This window comes from Klebsiella ornithinolytica (assembly GCF_030505655.1).
Taxonomy (GTDB): domain Bacteria; phylum Pseudomonadota; class Gammaproteobacteria; order Enterobacterales; family Enterobacteriaceae; genus Klebsiella; species Klebsiella ornithinolytica.
The window spans coordinates 3,497,215-3,516,197 of record NZ_CP130153.1 but is presented as its reverse complement, the minus strand read 5'-3'; the positions used below and the strand labels follow the sequence as shown (position 1 = coordinate 3,516,197).

Sequence of the window (18,983 nt, the reverse complement as noted above, 5' to 3'; positions counted from 1 at the left end):
TCGTAGATGAGATGGCGCTATTCTTCCCCGAATGCCGCTGGCGCGGTAGATAGCGTGGTGGTAAAACGGTTATACGTTTCACGTATAGAGAAAATGATAATGAAGAGGCAGGAGCGTATAGATCGCATCGAACTGATGCGGACCTTTATTCGAATCGTCGAGGCCGGTTCACTCTCTTCGGCGGCGCGGCAGCTGGAGACTACCCAGGCGACGGTCAGCCGCCGTCTGCAGTCGCTGGAGAGTATGCTCGGTAGCCGGCTGATCCTGCGCACAACCCATGCGATGAAGCTCACCGATGATGGCGAACGCTGTTACCAGCATGCGCGTCAGGTGGTAGATGCCTGGCTGGCGCTGGAGGACGAGATGAGTATCGCCGACGAGCGGCCGGTAGGGGTACTGCGCGTGCGTGCGCCTCATGCCTTTGGTCAGCAGCAGCTGCTGGGGCCGCTGGTCAGTTTTCTGCAGCGCTATCCGCAGCTGGCGGTGGAGTGGATGCTGAATGACAAAACCGTCGATTTTCTCAGTGACAATATCGATTGTGCGATTCGGGTGGGGGCTGAAGTTGACCCGGCCACGGTGTCGGTGCTGCTGGCCGAAGTTCCGCGTAGTCTGGTGGTCGCCCCGGAGCTGTTGTCGCGCTATCCGGCATTAGCGATACCTCAGGATCTGTCGCGGCTGCCGTGGGTGGCCATCAGTACCTTTTATCAACATGAAGTGGAGTTGCAGCATCAGGAGGATAGCCGGGAGCTTTCGTTTGGTATTGTGCCGTGCCTGAGCACCGATAGCGTGTATGTGGCCCGTAATACGGCGCTGGCGGGGCTGGGGGCTGCTATCGTGTCGAGTTGGGCTGTGACGGAGGATATTGCCGCCGGTCGGCTGATTGAGCCATTTCCGCAGTGGCGGGCCTCTCCGCTGCCGGTCCACCTGGTCTATCCGTGGGCGCGTTATTATCCGACCCGCCTGCGGAAGTTTCTCGATCTGATGCGCGAAGTGATGCCGCAGGTTGCCGGGATGCAGCGCCCGGAGGGGGAATAAAGAAACGGCCAGAGGCTAATATCGATTGTTTAAGGATCGGCTGACCGATCCGGCAGAGGTGTAGGAATCCGTCATCTCACGGAGATTATCGTTTTTTATGCGGCGTGGTCAGGTTTTCAACATCTCTGCAGGAGTTTCTGTCCCGTCGTTCGCTGTTAAGCCAGGGATGTCATTTTTACGCTGGTTTATGCGAAAGAGGTCTTCGTACTCTGGCGCATGTGTTGTGTGGAATATTCCGTTCACGTGAGATTCCGCACGCTGCTGTTTCCTGCGCGACAGGTGAACGGCACAAGGCCGGTTTCGCCTGGCCCTGGGAACCCGGCATTGCGGCAGGAAAATCGTCGCGACGCGATACCTTTGTCTCCGCCGTCTGGCTGTTGGGGGACGGCAAGAGGCCACCTCCCTGTAAGGCTTGCCTCCGCCAGATGAAGACGGAGTGGAGCATACCGCGCAGCGGCCGTTTTCAGCGCAATGCCGTTCACCCGCAGCGGGGGGGAGAAAAGTGGCGGATTTATCGTGAACGGAACATGCCACAAAAGTGAACGGAATACTCCACTGCACCCCCGCGGCAGACCCCTTTCGCGCCAACCACCGTTTACCGGCATCACCCTGTCCGGCGATAAAGCAAAAAAAAATGCGGGTTACCTTTAAGTAACCCGCATTAGGCCTGTGGCCGGTTTTTTATGACGTACCGCGTTTACTCGGCAGGTTGTGGACGGGTAGGTTCCGCCGTCGCCTGGTGAGTTGCGCTGTGGCCGCCTGCTGCGCCTTTGCCGTCAAAGGCAAACGACGGGCGAACCCAGTCGCTGTGACGCGGCGCTTCTGGCTCGTAGGCCGGCGCCGGAGCACGCGTCATCGGGGCGGTGGCGTGGCGATGAGACACGACAACCGCTGCCGCTGGTGTAGCGACCACGACCGGAGCAGACGCTGATTCGACGACCGGCGCGGCTTCAACCACCGGAGCAGCTTCAACCACCGGAGCAGTTTCAACTACCGGAGTAGCTTCAACTACCGGAGTAGCTTCAACCACCGGCGCCGGTTCAATGACCTGCGGTGCCGGAGCTTCTGCTGCCACAACCGGGGCAGGTTCCTCAACAACGGCTTCTGCAGCCGTGTCTACCGCTACTGTTTCCGGCTCGGCAACAACCGGCGCAACAATGCTTTCTGCCTCAACTACCGGCGCTTCTGCGGCGATAATATCCTGCGGAGCAACCTCGGTTTCGCGGGCGACCTCCGGCTGAACAGTCTGCGCGGCTTCAGCGACGGTCGCTTCGGCTACGACAGGTTGTTCGGCGGCAACAGGCGCTGCTTCGGCAACCGCCGGGGCGACCACTTCTGCAATGGCAGCTTCAGCGACAGCAACAGGAGCGACAGTTTCAGTCACGGAGGCCTGAACCTGCTGTTCTTCCTGCTGTTGATCCTGCGGACGGGCAACCGGGTAACGAATCCACACTTTACCTGACGCCATTTCCGGAGATGCACAGGCTACGGTCAGCGGCATCGGCGACTGGGTCGGGTAACGCTCATCGCGGTAACGACGACGGCGCTGACCGCTGACGCGCAGATGACGCGGCGAGCGACGAGAGCGACGCGGCATACCGTTGGCTTCGCGAGACTCGTTGTTGTCGTCATGGTCGCCGTTACTTTCAACGACGGCAGGCAGATCGACTTTCGCCAGTTCCGTGCGCGGAGCGACAGCTTCCGGCTGGACCGCAGCCGCGGTTTCAGCAACCTGAGCGGCCGTTTCTGCGACCGCAGACTCGATGCGAACCTTCTGGGATAACTGACGCGGTTTACGACGAGACATCGTCTGAACGCGTTCTTCCTGCTCGGCTTCCTGCTGGACTACCGGCTCTTCGCGCGTTTGTGGCTTAGCTTCCTGCGGCGCCTGGCGCTTCTCATCGTTACGACGACGATTACGCTCACGACGCGGCTGCTGCTCATCGCGCGCTTTGCCTTTTTCAGCATCCTCGGTCACCGTCTGGCGAGATTCACGCGGCTCGACATTCTGCTGCTGTTTCTCGCGACGATTACGGCGGTTTTCCTCGCGGGATTCACGAGGTTCACGGCCTTCGCTATTTTCAGCGCGGTTATCGCGGTTATCACGACCGTCGCGGTTATCACGGTTATCACGACGATCGTTGCGGTCGCGGCGATTGTTGGTCCGCGGTTTGCGACGTTCTTGCTGACGTTCCGGTTTCTCTTCGGCTTTCTTCTCTACCTGAGGTTCTGCCGGTTTAGCTTCTTCTGCACCGGAGAAGATGTTTTTCAGGGCACCAAAGAAGCGCGAAAGCAGACCAGGCTGCGCCGGCGCGGCAGCGGCAACCGCTGGTTTTGCGGCGGCAGGTGCGGCAACAGGAACTTCCTGCTCGGGTGCAGGCGGTACGTCCGGCATCACGAAGGTGGCCAGAGCCGGCTGCTCAGGGCGTTTACGCTCGGCCGGTTCTTCGTCCGCAGGCAGCGCCATCTCTTCTTCATGCAGTTTAGGCAGCAGATAGCTCAGGGTAGAGGTCTCTTCACCTTTGCGTACGCGCAGCACGGAGTAGTGCGGGGTTTCCATCTGATCGTTCGGGACGATGATCACGCGAACGTCGCCCTGACGGGTTTCGATGGCGCTCACCGCAGCGCGTTTTTCGTTCAGCAGGTAGGACGCAATCGGCACAGGCACGATAGCGTGAACTTCCTGGGTGTTCTCTTTCAGCGCTTCTTCTTCAATCAGACGCAGGATCGAGAGCGACAGGGACTCGTTATCACGAACGGTGCCGGTACCGCTACAGCGCGGGCAGACGTGATGACTGGATTCACCCAGCGACGGGCTCAGACGCTGACGCGACATTTCGAGCAGGCCGAAGCGAGAAATATGGCTGATCTGGATACGGGCACGATCCTGACGTACCGCTTCGCGCAGGCGGTTTTCAACCGCGCGCTGGTGGCGTACCGGCGTCATGTCGATGAAGTCGATGACAATCAGGCCGCCGAGGTCACGCAGACGCAGCTGGCGGGCAATCTCATCGGCCGCTTCCAGGTTCGTGTTGAATGCCGTTTCTTCGATGTCACCGCCGCGGGTGGCGCGAGCGGAGTTGATATCGATAGCGGTTAACGCTTCGGTGCTGTCGATAACGATTGACCCGCCGGAAGGCAGGCGCACTTCGCGCTGGAAGGCGGATTCAATCTGCGATTCGATTTGGTAATGGCTGAACAGCGGGATTTCACCGGTGTACAGTTTGATTTTGCTGCTGAAATCCGGGCGACCCAGTGCAGCGATGTGCTGGCGAGCCAGCTCAAGCACTTTCGGGTTATCGATCAGGATTTCGCCGATGTCCTGGCGCAGGTAATCACGGAAGGCGCGCACGATGACGTTGCTTTCCTGATGAATCAGGAACGGCGCCGGGCGGCTATCAGCGGCTTTCTGGATGGCTTCCCAGTGTTTCAGACGGAAGCTCAGGTCCCACTGCAGCGCTTCGGCAGATTTGCCGACGCCCGCGGTACGCACGATAAGCCCCATGCCGTCCGGCAGCTCAAGGCTGGCCAGCGCTTCTTTCAGTTCGGTACGGTCGTCACCCTCGATACGGCGTGAAATGCCGCCCGCGCGCGGGTTGTTCGGCATCAGTACCAGATAGCTACCCGCCAGGCTGATAAAGGTGGTGAGCGCGGCACCTTTGTTGCCACGTTCTTCTTTATCAATCTGAACAATTACTTCCTGACCTTCACGCAGAACATCCTTAATATTCGGACGACCGTGAGAATTGTAGTTGGCAGGGAAGTATTCGCGGGCGATTTCTTTGAGGGGGAGGAAACCATGACGCTCGGCGCCGTAATCAACAAACGCGGCTTCAAGGCTAGGTTCAATACGGGTAATTTTGCCTTTGTAGATGTTCGCTTTTTTCTGTTCGTGCCCGGGGCTTTCGATATCCAGGTCGTACAGGCGCTGCCCATCAACAAGGGCGACGCGCAACTCTTCCTGCTGAGTTGCGTTGATTAACATTCTTTTCATCGTAACTTACTCATTATTCTTACATTGACGACTAAGCTGCGGGCAGAGTATTGCCTTGCCGGGGAAAACCGATGGCCTCGTGTCTGTTTCACGTCGCCAACCTCACGGTTGTCGCGCGCTTAAGAGGCGCAGAGTGTCGGTCGCCTGTATTTCAAACGGAAACACAGCGCAATTAGCAGGGGAACAGCCTGGGATGTATCACCAGAGAAGATTCCATTTATACACGTCATTTTTCAGGTTGCTTCTGCTTCGGCTTGCTCGTTCACCCCTGTCGCTGACCTACTGATGATGTCAGTTCCGGAGATTCTCTCTTTCGCCGCCTTGGCGCATCCTGAATAATTTTGCGTATATCTCGTCGTCTTTCACGTTACAGATGTAGTGGCTTAACCCGCTCATCTCAATCAGCGGACTGAGTAGAGCACCCGGGAATACCCGGAGTCGACGCCTTCCTGCGACGTGAAATCCATAGAGGCCTGTACCGGTAAGGACTGCAACCCGCAGCCCGCTAACTGTCTGAAAGATCAATACGTCTTACGCCATTGCTGCGTGGATGATCGGTCAGACAAAATTGGTCATTCCGCTAATTTCTTGTTCTAACAAGATTCAACACGGAAAACGGCATCATTATTCCATTGCTAACCTTGTTATAGCAAGTTGACTTTTACCTTTTATCACCCGGTTACTCACAGTTTTTTCACCAGCGCATACAGATTGTTCTAATAACAAACAAAACGCTGATGAAGCATTCAATGAAAACCGGATAATGATAAATATAAGCATATAAAAATGAGTGGCGCTAATGCGTCGGGCTATTTAGAATCGCGCACCATGAAAACTGAGACTCCAAGCGTAAAAATGGTTGCCATTACCGCCGATGAAGCGGGGCAACGCATCGATAACTTTTTGCGTACGCAGCTAAAGGGCGTACCGAAGAGCATGATTTATCGCATCCTGCGTAAAGGCGAGGTGCGGGTGAATAAAAAACGCGTCAAGCCGGAATACAAGCTGGAAGCCGGCGACGAAATCCGCATTCCTCCCGTTCGGGTTGCCGAGCGTGAAGAAGAAGCCGTCTCCCCGCATCTGCAGAAGGTGTCGGCGCTGGCCGATGTGATTCTGTATGAGGATGACCATATTCTGGTGCTGAATAAACCTTCCGGTACCGCGGTGCACGGCGGCAGCGGCCTGAGTTTCGGCGTCATTGAAGGCCTGCGCGCGCTGCGTCCGGAAGCCCGTTTCCTCGAACTGGTTCACCGCCTTGACCGTGATACCTCCGGCGTACTGCTGGTGGCGAAGAAGCGCTCCGCACTGCGTTCGCTGCATGAACAGCTGCGCGAAAAAGGAATGCAGAAGGATTATCTGGCGCTGGTGCGCGGGCAGTGGCAGTCGCACACCAAAGTGGTGCAGGCACCGCTGCTGAAAAACATTCTGCAGAGCGGCGAACGTATCGTTCGCGTCAGTCAGGAAGGAAAACCGTCGGAGACGCGCTTTAAGGTTGAAGAGCGCTATACGCACGCGACGCTGGTTCGCTGCAGTCCGGTTACCGGGCGTACGCATCAGATCCGCGTTCACACGCAGTATGCGGGCCACCCGATTGCTTTTGACGACCGTTATGGCGACCGCGAGTTTGACAAACAGCTGGCTGGCACCGGCCTGAATCGGTTGTTCCTCCATGCCGCCGCGCTGAAATTTACTCATCCGGGGACCGGGGAAGTAATGCGTGTCGAAGCGCCGCTGGATAACCAGCTGAAGCGCTGCCTGCAGGTGCTACGTAATAGCAAATGATCGTCCCGGCGGACGGTGAGTCCGCCGCTGTCATCTGCCGCGTCGCTGTGCCAGCCTTCACCGCGACCTTTACACCTTTCCGGGTCAATTCATCCGCAGCATGCCGCGCCTGCGCGATATCCCCATACCACAACCAATCAAGATTGCCGGTGTACTCCATCGCCAGACCTCCGGGTCAGGCGCCAGACAGCGGTCGACTCGCTCCCCGCAGCCACTGACCTGTTGTCAGCGCCATCCTGACTTCGGCAATAGCCGTGTTGTGTCGTCCACCAGCGGATGGATAAACAGACCGACAGTCCGCGCCATCTAATCAGGCTGGCGGAGTAATGGGCAGCCGGGGTCGACGCGTGAGTGAATCCACGGTCATTTCAGTCGACAGGGGAAAAGAGATGACTGGTTGAGACGGGAAAACCCAGGGCAAAGAAGCAGGCCAGAACGGCGGTTCCGGCCCGGCAGAATAAACGGCTAGCGCAACAGCGGATTACAGCCTTCCCGGCGTAGCATCTGACACAGGGCGATCAGCGGCAGGCCCACCAGCGCATTCGGGTCGCGTCCTTCCAGGCGTTCGAAGAGGGTAATGCCCAGTCCTTCACTTTTAAAACTCCCGGCGCAGTGCAGCGGACGCTCTTTGCGCACATAATTGTCTATTTCCTGCTCGCTTAAATGGCGAAAATGGACATCAAAGGGTTCACACTCGGTTTGTAGATGGCCGTTGGCGGAATTATAAAGCGCCAGCCCGGTATAAAAGGTCACAATCGTGCCGCTGGCTTTCCTTAACTGCAGGCGCGCATTCTCTTCGCTGTGCGGCTTGCCGGTAATTTCGCCATCGAGGACGCAGACCTGATCGGAACCGATAATTAAGTGCCGCGGATAGCGCTCGGCAAGAGCCTGCGCCTTTGCCTGTGCCAGACGGACCACAAGCTGGCGGGCGGGTTCGCCTGGATGAGGGGTTTCGTCGACGTCAGGCGCCGCGCAGTCAAACGGCATCGCCAGTTTTTCCAGCAACATTCGCCGCCAGGGCGATGTCGATGCCAGGATAAGCTCAGACATATTTTTTCATCCACATATAGCGCTTCGAAGAGCATCATTTTAAACTATGGGCCGCAATGTGTGCGAATAAATGGCGAAAGGCAACCTGAGGCTGCCTTTTTCTTTGACTCTATGACATTACAAAGTTAATATGCGCGCCCTATGCAAAAGGTAAAATTACCCCTGACTCTCGATCCGGTTCGCACGGCTCAAAAACGCCTCGATTACGAAGGTATTTATGCCCGTGATCAGGTTGAACGTGTAGCCGATTCAGTCGTCAGCGTGGACACCGATGTGGAATGCAGCATGTCGTTCGCTATTGATAATCAGCGCCTTGCCGTTATTACCGGCGATGCAAAGGTATCAGTAACCCTCGAATGTCAGCGTTGCGGGAAACCGTTCCCCCATCATGTCCACACAACGTATTGTTTTAGCCCCGTCAGAAATGACGAACAGGCCGAAGCACTGCCGGAAGCGTATGAGCCGATTGAGGTTAACGAATTCGGTGAAATCGACCTGCAAGCGATGGTTGAGGATGAAATCATTCTCTCCTTGCCTGTAGTTCCGGTGCATGATTCTGAACACTGTGAAGTGTCCGACGCGGACATGGTCTTTGGTGAACTGCCTGAAGAGGCACAAAAACCAAATCCATTTGCCGTATTAGCCAGCTTAAAGCATAAGTAATTGAGGAGTAAGGTCCATGGCCGTACAACAGAATAAACCAACCCGTTCCAAACGTGGCATGCGTCGTTCCCATGACGCTCTGACCGCAGTCACCAGCCTGTCTGTAGACAAAACTTCTGGTGAGAAACACCTGCGTCACCACATCACTGCCGACGGTTTCTACCGCGGTCGCAAGGTTATCGCTAAGTAATCACGCACTACTCCATGGATTTCGCGCGGCAAGAGGCGTAAGCGAGGACATCGCCGGCAGCATAGACAACTATGCGATCGGGATGAACAAGCGCAGTCAACATACTTGCAGCGTGAAAGACAAAGAGTATAAGCGTGATGAAGCTTAGCGAGGATTTCCCCAGGTGACTGGGGAATAACCGAACCGGGCAGCGACGATACCTTGACACGTCTAACCCTGGCGTTAGATGTCATGGGGGGTGATTTTGGCCCATCCGTGACAGTGCCTGCAGCACTGCAGGCACTGAACTCTAATTCGCAACTCACACTTCTTTTAGTCGGCGACCCCGACACCATCACGCCATTACTTGCCAAAGCTGATTTCGAACAACGTTCGCGACTGCAGGTGATCCCTGCGCAGTCAGTTATTGCTAGTGATGCGCGGCCCGCTCAGGCGATCCGCAGTAGCCGCGGAAGCTCAATGCGCGTGGCGCTGGAGTTAGTAAAAGAAGGGCGGGCGGAAGCCTGCGTCAGCGCGGGGAATACCGGTGCGCTGATGGGGCTGGCAAAATTATTACTCAAACCCATTGAAGGGATTGAGCGTCCGGCGCTGGTGACGGTCTTACCGCATCAGCAAAAGGGCAAAACGGTGGTGCTTGATTTAGGCGCCAACGTAGATTGCGATAGTACGATGCTGGTGCAGTTTGCGGTGATGGGCGCCGTACTGGCCGAAGAAGTGGTCGGCATTGAGAACCCCCGCGTCGCGCTGCTGAACATCGGCGAAGAAGAGATGAAGGGCCTCAGCAGTATTCGCGATGCCGCTGCGGTGCTAAAGACACTGCCGTCGCTGAACTATATCGGCTATCTTGAAGCCAACGAACTATTGACGGGCAAAACCGATGTGCTGGTTTGTGATGGATTCACGGGCAACGTCACATTAAAAACTATGGAAGGTGTTGTCAGAATGTTCCTCTCGCTGCTGAAATCACAGGGTGAGGGCAAAAAACGGTCGTGGTGGCTGCTGTTATTGAAGCGTTGGTTACAAAAAAGCCTGGCCAGGCGATTCAGTCACCTCAACCCCGACCAGTATAATGGCGCCTGTCTGTTAGGATTGCGCGGTTCCGTGATTAAGAGTCACGGTGCTGCCAATCAGCGCGCCTTCAGCGTGGCGATAGAGCAGGCAGTGCAGGCGGTGCAGCGGCAAATTCCTCAGCGGATCGCCGCTCGCCTGGAATCTTTATACCCAGCAGGTTTCGAACTGCCCACGGGCGACAGAAACGGGAACTCCCGGCAGCAAAGCGGGACGAACGAAGAAGGCTGACGACCAGCGGTTTGAACAAGGCGGGTATATTACCCAAGAGTGACTGAGCGTACATGTATACGAAGATTATTGGTACCGGCAGTTATCTGCCCGAGCAAGTGCGTACTAACGCCGACCTGGAAAAAATGGTAGAGACGTCTGACGAGTGGATTGTCACTCGTACGGGTATCCGTGAACGTCGTATTGCTGCACCGAATGAAACCGTTGCTACGCTGGGTTTTGAAGCGGCAAAAAATGCGCTGGATATGGCGGGCGTTAAACCGGAGCAAATTGGTCTGATCGTTGTTGCGACCACCTCGGGTACTCACGCATTTCCAAGTTCAGCGTGTCAGATTCAGGCTATGCTGGGTATTAATGGCTGCCCGGCCTTTGACGTAGCGGCGGCGTGCGCAGGGTTTACCTACGCGCTGAGCATCGCCGATCAATACGTGAAAAACGGAGCCGTGGACTACGCGCTGGTGATTGGCGCTGACGTTCTGGCGCGCACCTGCAATCCTGACGATCGCGGGACGATCATTATTTTTGGTGATGGCGCGGGAGCCGTCGTACTGGGCGCTTCTGAAGAGCCGGGGATCATTTCCACCCACCTGCATGCGGATGGCCGCTACGGCGAGCTGTTAACGCTGCCGAACGCCGATCGCGTAGAGCCGGAAAATCCGATCTATCTGACGATGGCGGGCAACGAAGTGTTTAAAGTTGCCGTGACCGAGCTGGCGCACATTGTTGATGAGACGCTGGCGGCGAACAATCTCGATCGCTCGGCGCTGGACTGGCTGGTACCGCATCAGGCTAACCTGCGCATCATCAGCGCGACGGCGAGAAAACTGGGAATGTCGATGGATAACGTGGTGGTGACGCTCGATCGTCATGGCAATACCTCCGCGGCTTCCGTTCCCTGTGCGCTGGATGAAGCGGTTCGCGATGGCCGCATCCAGCGTGGTCAGCTGATTCTGCTGGAAGCCTTTGGTGGCGGTTTCACCTGGGGTTCCGCGCTGGTTCGTTTTTAGTATAAGGATTTAGACATGACGCAATTTGCTTTTGTGTTCCCGGGACAAGGTTCTCAGACGGTCGGCATGTTGTCTGACATGGCAGCGGCGTATCCGGTTATCGAAGAAACTTTCCGTGAAGCCTCTGCGGCGTTGGGTTACGATCTGTGGGCGCTTGCTCAGCAGGGCCCGGCGGAAGAACTGAACAAAACCTGGCAAACTCAGCCTGCGCTGCTGACTGCTTCCGTGGCGCTGTATCGCGTCTGGCAGCAGCAGGGCGGTAAGACCCCGGCTCTGCTGGCGGGTCATAGCCTGGGTGAATATTCCGCGCTGGTTTGCGCCGGCGTGATTGATTTTGCCGACGCGGTGCGTCTGGTCGAAATGCGCGGCAAATTTATGCAGGAAGCTGTTCCGGAAGGGACCGGCGCCATGTCAGCGATTATCGGTCTTGACGATGCGTCTATTGCCAAAGCCTGTGAAGAGTCTGCCGAAGGGCAGGTCGTGGCTCCTGTCAACTTTAACTCGCCGGGCCAGGTGGTCATTGCCGGCAACAAAGAAGCCGTTGAGCGTGCCGGTGCCGCCTGCAAAGCTGCCGGTGCTAAACGTGCGCTGCCGCTGCCGGTGAGCGTCCCATCCCACTGCGCGCTGATGAAGCCTGCGGCGGAAAAACTGGCGGTTGAACTGCAAAACATCACCTTTAACGCACCGGTTATTTCGGTGGTGAACAACGTTGATGTGAAGTGTGAAACGGCGCCAGACGCGATTCGCGATGCGCTGATTCGCCAGCTGTACAGCCCGGTTCAGTGGACCAAAACCGTTGAGTTTATGGCATCCCAGGGCGTAGAGCATCTGTATGAAGTGGGGCCGGGTAAAGTCCTCACCGGTCTGACCAAACGTATTGTTGACACCCTGACCGCTTCCGCGCTTAACGAGCCAGCAGCGATGTCTGCGGCGCTTGAGCAATAAAAGAGGAATACCATGAGTTTTGAAGGAAAAATCGCGCTGGTTACCGGTGCAAGTCGCGGCATCGGCCGCGCAATCGCAGAAACGCTTGTCGCCCGTGGCGCAAAAGTGATCGGCACGGCCACCAGCGAGAGCGGTGCGCAGGCGATCAGCGATTACCTCGGTGCTAATGGCAAAGGTATGCTGTTGAATGTGACCGATCCGGCATCTATCGAATCTGTTCTGGGAAATATTCGCGCAGAGTTTGGTGAAGTTGATATCCTGGTTAATAATGCCGGTATTACTCGTGATAACCTGTTAATGCGAATGAAAGATGATGAGTGGAACGATATTATCGAAACCAACCTGTCATCAGTTTTCCGTCTGTCAAAAGCAGTAATGCGCGCTATGATGAAAAAGCGTCACGGCCGCATTATTACTATCGGTTCTGTGGTCGGTACCATGGGAAATGCTGGTCAGGCCAACTACGCTGCGGCGAAAGCGGGTCTGATTGGTTTTAGTAAATCGCTGGCACGTGAAGTCGCGTCCCGCGGTATTACTGTTAACGTTGTTGCTCCGGGCTTTATTGAAACGGACATGACGCGTGCGCTGTCTGAAGATCAGCGTGCGGGTATTCTGGCGCAAGTTCCTGCGGGTCGCCTCGGCGATGCAAAAGAAATCGCCAGTGCGGTTGCGTTCTTAGCTTCTGACGAAGCAGGTTACATCTCTGGTGAAACCCTGCACGTCAACGGCGGAATGTATATGGTCTGACCGAGATTTGCACAAAACGCTCAGGAACCGCGCAGTCTGTGCGATCCCGAATGCGGTTTTGTGCAAAATGATTTGCGTTCTGAGGGCAAACACCCGCAAAATAGCGTAAAATCGTGGTAAGACCTGCCGGGATTTAGTTGCAAATTTTTCAACATTTTATACACTACGAAAACCATCGCGAAAGCGAGTTTTGATAGGAAATTTAAGAGTATGAGCACTATCGAAGAACGCGTTAAGAAAATTATCGGCGAACAGCTGGGCGTTAAGCAGGAAGAAGTTACCAACAATGCTTCCTTCGTTGAAGACCTGGGCGCTGATTCTCTTGACACCGTTGAGCTGGTAATGGCTCTGGAAGAAGAGTTTGATACTGAGATTCCGGACGAAGAAGCTGAGAAAATCACCACTGTTCAGGCTGCCATTGATTACATCAACGGTCACCAGGCGTAAGTGAACATCTCCAGGCGGTCATTCGACCGCCTGAGTTTTATCTTTTTGTCCCACAAGAATCTATTTTCCCTCCCTGGAGGACAACCGTGTCTAAGCGTCGTGTAGTTGTGACCGGACTGGGCATGTTGTCTCCTGTCGGCAATACCGTAGAGTCTACCTGGAAAGCTCTCCTTGCCGGTCAGAGTGGCATCAGCCTGATCGACCATTTCGATACTAGCGCCTATGCAACAAAATTTGCTGGCTTAGTAAAGGATTTTAACTGTGATGACATTATCTCGCGCAAAGAACAGCGCAAGATGGATGCCTTCATTCAATATGGAATTGTCGCTGGCGTTCAGGCCATGCAGGATTCTGGTCTTGAAGTAACGGAAGAGAACGCAACCCGCATCGGTGCCGCTATTGGTTCCGGCATTGGCGGTCTCGGCCTGATCGAGGAAAACCACAGTTCGTTGACCAACGGCGGACCTCGTAAGATCAGCCCGTTCTTTGTACCGTCTACAATTGTTAACATGGTGGCCGGGCATTTGACCATCATGTTTGGTCTGCGTGGGCCGAGTATTTCTATCGCGACCGCTTGTACCTCTGGCGTACACAATATTGGTCAGGCTGCGCGTATCATTGCGTACGGCGATGCTGACGCAATGGTGGCCGGCGGTGCGGAAAAAGCCAGTACCCCGCTTGGCGTGGGTGGCTTTGGTGCCGCGCGTGCGCTCTCAACCCGCAACGACAATCCGCAGGCGGCAAGCCGTCCGTGGGATAAAGATCGTGACGGTTTTGTGCTGGGCGACGGTGCGGGTATGGTCGTGCTGGAAGAGTACGAACACGCCAAAAAACGCGGCGCGAAAATCTACGCGGAAATCGTCGGCTTTGGTATGAGCAGCGATGCTTACCATATGACGTCTCCTCCGGAGAATGGTGCCGGTGCGGCCCTGGCGATGGTGAATGCCATCCGCGATGCAGGGATTGAACCGGGCCAGATTGCTTACGTCAATGCGCACGGCACCTCGACGCCGGCGGGCGATAAAGCAGAAGCGCAGGCGGTTAAATCTGTCTTCGGCGATGCTGCAAGCCGCGTGATGGTCAGCTCAACCAAATCAATGACCGGGCACCTGCTGGGCGCCGCCGGAGCAGTAGAATCGATCTACTCCATCCTGGCGCTGCGCGATGGCGTGGTTCCGCCGACCATCAACCTGGATAATCCGGATGAGGGTTGTGACCTGGACTTCGTTCCGCACGAAGCGCGTCAGGTTTCCGGTATGGAGTACGCGCTGTGTAACTCCTTCGGCTTTGGTGGCACCAACGGTTCACTGATCTTTAAAAAGATCTAAGCCCGTCGCGCCTGCCGCTAAATCCTGACTCAGGCCTGCATAAAATGCGGGCCTTCTTTTTTCTTCAGCTTTCTCTGCTTGTCCTGCGTAATTCATCCTGAGACACTGACAGGCCACCGATAAGGAGCCGCTATGTTCTTGATTAATGGCATTGAACGGGACACCCTCGCCGCCAGTGACCGGGCAATCCAGTTCGGCGACGGGTGCTTTACCACCGCACGTATCGTGGGACATCAAGTGCAGATGTTGCCGGCCCATCTCCGACGTTTGCAGCTGGCCTGCGCAGCGCTCATGATTCCCTACGCGCAATGGCAGCAGCTGGAAGCTGAAATGCAGCGCCTGGCGCTTGAACAGCAAAGCGGCGTGCTGAAAGTGATACTGACCCGGGGGGCGGGCGGTCGCGGCTACAGCGGCGCGAGCTGTCAGAGTCCCACACGTATCCTCAGCGTTTCAGCTTATCCCGCCCATTATGCGCGCTGGCAAGAAACCGGCGTTGCGCTGACGCTAAGCCCGGTTCGCCTGGGGCGTAATCCATTGCTGGCCGGGCTGAAGCATCTGAACCGACTGGAGCAGGTGTTGATCCGGTCTCATCTTGAGCAGACGGACGCCGATGAGGCGCTGGTTCTTGACAGCGACGGGTGGCTTACGGAATGCTGTGCCGCAAATCTGTTCTGGCGCAAGGGGATGGATGTGTTTACGCCACGTCTCGATCATGCCGGAGTCAATGGCATTATGCGTCAGCATTGCATCGCGCAGCTGGCACAATCGCCGTTTCGCGTTGTCGAAGTCACTGCGGGCGCAGATGCCTTGCGTGATGCCGATGAAGTGCTGATATGCAATGCGCTGATGCCGCTGGTACCGGTTCGCCGCTGGGACGAGACATGCTGGTCCTCGCGAGAGCTTTATCATTTTTTAGCCCCACTGTGTGAGCTGTCTGGTTAGTCATGAAGAAAATGTTACGTTTTATCCTGCTGTTATTGGTCGTGCTGGGCATTGCTACAGGCGCGGGCATCTGGAAAGTTCGTCAGCTTGCCCAGAGCAAGCTGCTGATTAAAGAAGAGACGATCTTCACCTTAGAGGCCGGTACCGGGCGCATGGCGCTGGGGGAACAGCTGTACGGCGATAAGGTCATTAACCGGCCGCGCGTATTCCAGTGGCTGCTACGTCTTGAGCCTGAATTATCCCACTTTAAAGCCGGTACCTACCGCTTCACGCCGAACATGACGGTGCGTGAAATGCTGCAACTGCTGGGCAGCGGCAAAGAGGCCCAGTTCCCGCTGCGGTTTGTGGAAGGGATGCGGGTGAGCGACTACCTGCGTCAGCTGCGCGATGCGCCGTACATCAAACATACGCTGGCGGACGATCGCTACGAAACCGTCGCCCAGGCGCTTAACCTCGAGCATGCGGACTGGGTTGAAGGCTGGTTCTGGCCGGATACCTGGATGTATACCGCCCATACCAGCGATGTGGCGATCCTCAAGCGCGCGCATCAGAAGATGGTCGCGCAGGTCGAAAAAGCCTGGGAAGGGCGGATGGATAATCTGCCGTACAAAGATCAGAACCAGCTGCTGACCATGGCGTCGATTATTGAAAAAGAGACGGCGGTTGCCGCAGAACGCGACCGCGTGGCGTCGGTATTTATCAATCGTCTGCGGATTGGCATGCGTCTGCAAACCGACCCGACCGTGATCTACGGTATGGGGGAGAGTTATACTGGCAAGCTGACTCGCAAAGATCTGGAGACGCCGACGGCCTACAATACCTACGCGATCGGCGGTTTGCCGCCGGGGCCTATCGCCGTACCGGGAGAAGCCTCTCTGAACGCCGCGGCGCACCCGGCGAAAACGCCTTATCTCTATTTTGTTGCCGATGGTAAAGGTGGGCATACGTTTAATACCAATCTGGCCAGCCACAACCGCTCGGTACAGGATTATCTGAAAGTACTTAAGGAAAAAAATGCGCAGTAACTATATCGTTATCGAAGGCCTGGAAGGCGCAGGGAAGACCACCGCGCGCAATCTGGTGGTGGAGGCGCTGCAGGAGTCGGGTATCAGCGATCTGGTGTTTACCCGTGAGCCGGGCGGCACTATTCTGGCCGAGAAGCTGCGCAGCCTGGTGCTGGATATTCAATCCACCGGCGATGAAGTGATTAATGACAAAGCCGAAGTGCTGATGTTTTACGCCGCCCGTGTTCAGCTGGTCGAGACGGTGATCAAACCCGCTCTGGCTCGCGGCCAATGGGTCATCGGCGATCGTCACGACCTGTCGACCCAGGCCTATCAGGGCGGCGGTCGCGGTATCGACCAGACGATGCTGGCGACGCTACGTGATGCGGTACTGGGCGATTTTCGCCCGCACCTGACGCTGTATCTGGATGTGACGCCGGAGGTGGGTCTGAAGCGCGCGCGCGCGCGCGGCGAACTCGATCGCATTGAACAAGAGTCGCTGGATTTCTTCAATCGTACCCGGGCGCGCTACCTTGAGCTGGCGGCGCAGGATCCTACTATTCACACCATCGATGCGACGCAATCGCTGGACGCCGTCGCAAGCGATATCAGGGCGGTTATCAGTCGGTGGGTCGCGGAGCAAAGCGCATGAAATGGTACCCGTGGTTACGCCCGTCATTTGAACAATTAGTCGCCGGCTATCAGGCTGGACGGGGTCACCATGCGTTACTGCTTCAGGCATTGCCTGGCATGGGGGGCGAGGCGCTGATCTATGCGCTGTGCCGCTATCTCATGTGCCGCCAGCCGGAAGGAAATAAAAGCTGCGGGCAGTGCCATAGCTGCCAACTGATGCAGGCTGGCACGCACCCCGATTACTACACCCTGGCGCCGGAAAAAGGCAAAAGCGCCCTCGGTATTGACGCGGTGCGTGACGTTAACGAAAAGCTGTATGAGCGTTCCCGGCTTGGCGGCGCCAAAGTGGTATGGATAGGCGATGCTGCCTTGTTAACGGATGCCGCGGCAAATGCCCTGTTAAAAACGCTGGAAGAACCGCCGGAAAACACCTGGTTTTTCCTCGCCTGTCAGGAACCCGCGCGGTTGCTGGCCACGCTGCGCAGCCGCTGTCGTCTCCATCACCTTGCGCCACCGTCAGAGTCCTACGGGCTGGCGTGGCTGGAACGCGAGGTGGCACTGCCTCAGGAGGCGCTGCTCTCCGCGCTACGCCTGAGCGCGAATGCGCCTGCGGCGGCGCTGGATCTGCTGCAGGAAAGTCACTGGGCTTCCCGGCAGCAGCTGGTCCAGACGCTGGCGAGCGTGTTAAGCAGCGGCGACTGGCTGGCGCTGCTGCCGATTCTGAATCACGAACAGGCCGCAGTTCGTTTGCACTGGCTGGCGTCGCTGCTGCTGGATGCACAAAAACGGCAGCAGGGAATCACCCTGGTGAGTAACCCTGATGCCTGGACGCTGGTCAATCAGCTAGCGCAGGCGCTGCCTGCCGCCCGCTTGCAGGCGATCGCACGCGACGTCAGCGCCTGCCGGGACCAGCTGTTGAACGTGGTTGGCGTCAACCGCGAACTGCTGCTAACCGAGCGCCTTCTGCGCTGGGAACATTACCTGCAACCTGGGACGGTACTTCCCGTATCCCACCTCTGAGCGAGACATTATGTTTTTAGTCGACTCCCACTGCCATCTGGATGGCCTGGATTATCAAACGCTGCACAAAGACGTGGACGATGTGCTGGCAAAAGCCGCTGCCCGTGACGTGAAGTTTTTCCTCGCGGTGGCCACGACGCTGCCGGGATACCGCGGAATGCGTGAGTTGGTCGGCCCGCGCGACAATGTGGTTTTCTCCTGCGGCGTCCATCCGCTCAATCAGGATGAAGAGTACGATGTTGACGAGCTGCGCAAGCTGGCGGCGGAAGAGGGGGTTGTCGCAATGGGGGAGACCGGGCTGGACTATTTTTACACGCCGGAAACCAAACCCCGCCAGCAGGCTTCCTTTCGCGATCATATCCGCATTGGCCGCGAGTTAAACAAGCCGGTTATCGTGCATACCCGCGACGCGCGCGCCGACACGCTGGCGATTTTACAGGAAGAAAAAGTGACGGATTGCGGTGGCGTACTACACTGTTTCACTGAGGACAGGGAGACGGCAGGTAAACTGCTGGATATGGGTTTCTATATCTCGTTTTCCGGGATCGTCACCTTCCGTAATGCCGAACAGCTGCGCGATGCCGCGCGCTATGTTCCGCTCGACCGCCTGCTGGTGGAAACCGACTCGCCGTACCTGGCGCCGGTCCCGCATCGCGGCAAAGAGAACCAGCCGGCAATGGTACGCGATGTTGCGGAATACATGGCGGTACTGAAGGGGGTTTCGCTTGAGCAACTGGCGCAACAGACCACGCAAAATTTCGCCAGCCTGTTCCACATTGACCCCGCCAGACTGTAACCTGCCGATCTTTCTATTATTTTAAGGCTCGTAATTAATAGGTAAAGCGAGTAAAGTTCACCGCCACAAAATGGGCGGTGAAGGGTTTTTTGCAACATCCA

At 56.6% G+C, this 18,983-nt stretch carries 17 protein-coding genes; 15 read left to right on the top strand and 2 right to left on the bottom strand.

Annotated elements, in window-relative coordinates:
- Positions 1–6: 6 nt before the first annotated feature.
- Positions 7–1,035: a LysR family transcriptional regulator gene (locus Q1L34_RS16840; protein ID WP_160873617.1), complete on the top strand. Its 1,029-nt coding sequence runs from the start codon at positions 7–9 to the stop codon at positions 1,033–1,035.
- 697 nt (positions 1,036–1,732) lie between these two features.
- Here the strand turns inward: Q1L34_RS16840 and rne are convergent.
- Entirely contained in the window at positions 1,733–5,029 is a 3,297-nt protein-coding gene (gene rne / locus Q1L34_RS16835) for a ribonuclease E (protein ID WP_327204202.1), read from the bottom strand.
- Positions 5,030–5,857: 828 nt separating this feature from the next.
- On the opposite strand from rne, the gene rluC reads away from it, so the two are divergent.
- Positions 5,858–6,811 carry a 23S rRNA pseudouridine(955/2504/2580) synthase RluC gene (gene rluC, locus Q1L34_RS16830; RefSeq protein ID WP_015584649.1) on the top strand — a complete coding sequence of 318 codons (954 nt, stop codon included), beginning with the start codon at positions 5,858–5,860 and terminating at the stop codon, positions 6,809–6,811.
- A 465-nt stretch (positions 6,812–7,276) separates the two neighbouring features.
- On the opposite strand, the gene Q1L34_RS16825 is transcribed toward rluC, so the two are convergent.
- Positions 7,277–7,861, bottom strand: a complete 585-nt coding sequence (locus Q1L34_RS16825) for a Maf family protein (RefSeq protein WP_015584648.1) — start codon at positions 7,859–7,861, stop codon at positions 7,277–7,279.
- A gap of 141 nt (positions 7,862–8,002) precedes the next feature.
- Here Q1L34_RS16825 and yceD point away from each other — a divergent pair, with 141 nt between their 5' ends.
- The 13 genes from yceD (at position 8,003) to Q1L34_RS16760 (ending at position 18,882) form a co-directional block, all read left to right on the top strand.
- The gene (gene yceD / locus Q1L34_RS16820; RefSeq protein ID WP_004860507.1) at positions 8,003–8,524 is read left to right on the top strand and encodes a 23S rRNA accumulation protein YceD; all 522 of its coding nucleotides are present in this window, start codon (positions 8,003–8,005) and stop codon (positions 8,522–8,524) included.
- 16 nt (positions 8,525–8,540) lie between these two features.
- Positions 8,541–8,714 carry a 50S ribosomal protein L32 gene (rpmF, locus tag Q1L34_RS16815; protein WP_000290724.1) on the top strand — a complete coding sequence of 58 codons (174 nt, stop codon included), beginning with the start codon at positions 8,541–8,543 and terminating at the stop codon, positions 8,712–8,714.
- A 201-nt stretch (positions 8,715–8,915) separates the two neighbouring features.
- Entirely contained in the window at positions 8,916–10,013 is a 1,098-nt protein-coding gene (gene plsX, locus Q1L34_RS16810) for a phosphate acyltransferase PlsX (RefSeq protein WP_071824628.1), read from the top strand.
- Between the two features lie 53 nt (positions 10,014–10,066).
- Entirely contained in the window at positions 10,067–11,020 is a 954-nt protein-coding gene (locus Q1L34_RS16805; protein WP_004860509.1) for a beta-ketoacyl-ACP synthase III, read from the top strand.
- A 15-nt stretch (positions 11,021–11,035) separates the two neighbouring features.
- Positions 11,036–11,965, top strand: a complete 930-nt coding sequence (fabD, locus tag Q1L34_RS16800; protein WP_004860511.1) for an ACP S-malonyltransferase — start codon at positions 11,036–11,038, stop codon at positions 11,963–11,965.
- A 12-nt stretch (positions 11,966–11,977) separates the two neighbouring features.
- The gene (gene fabG / locus Q1L34_RS16795) at positions 11,978–12,712 is read left to right on the top strand and encodes a 3-oxoacyl-ACP reductase FabG (RefSeq protein ID WP_004860512.1); all 735 of its coding nucleotides are present in this window, start codon (positions 11,978–11,980) and stop codon (positions 12,710–12,712) included.
- A gap of 210 nt (positions 12,713–12,922) precedes the next feature.
- Positions 12,923–13,159: an acyl carrier protein gene (gene acpP, locus Q1L34_RS16790; RefSeq protein ID WP_000103754.1), complete on the top strand. Its 237-nt coding sequence runs from the start codon at positions 12,923–12,925 to the stop codon at positions 13,157–13,159.
- Positions 13,160–13,245: 86 nt separating this feature from the next.
- Entirely contained in the window at positions 13,246–14,487 is a 1,242-nt protein-coding gene (gene fabF, locus Q1L34_RS16785; RefSeq protein WP_004860514.1) for a beta-ketoacyl-ACP synthase II, read from the top strand.
- A 132-nt stretch (positions 14,488–14,619) separates the two neighbouring features.
- A complete protein-coding gene (gene pabC / locus Q1L34_RS16780; protein WP_004860517.1) occupies positions 14,620–15,429 on the top strand; it encodes an aminodeoxychorismate lyase in 810 nt (269 codons plus the stop codon).
- Between the two features lie 2 nt (positions 15,430–15,431).
- The gene (yceG, locus tag Q1L34_RS16775; RefSeq protein WP_327204201.1) at positions 15,432–16,454 is read left to right on the top strand and encodes a cell division protein YceG; all 1,023 of its coding nucleotides are present in this window, start codon (positions 15,432–15,434) and stop codon (positions 16,452–16,454) included.
- A complete protein-coding gene (gene tmk, locus Q1L34_RS16770) occupies positions 16,444–17,085 on the top strand; it encodes a dTMP kinase (protein WP_004860521.1) in 642 nt (213 codons plus the stop codon). Before yceG ends, tmk begins: the two co-directional genes overlap by 11 nt.
- Complete coding sequence (holB, locus tag Q1L34_RS16765; RefSeq protein WP_069476085.1) at positions 17,082–18,086, top strand: DNA polymerase III subunit delta'; 1,005 nt, start codon at positions 17,082–17,084, stop codon at positions 18,084–18,086. The genes tmk and holB overlap by 4 nt, the downstream gene beginning before the upstream one ends.
- Positions 18,087–18,096: 10 nt before the next feature.
- Positions 18,097–18,882: a metal-dependent hydrolase gene (locus Q1L34_RS16760; RefSeq protein ID WP_004860525.1), complete on the top strand. Its 786-nt coding sequence runs from the start codon at positions 18,097–18,099 to the stop codon at positions 18,880–18,882.
- The last annotated feature ends 101 nt before the right edge of the window (positions 18,883–18,983 follow it).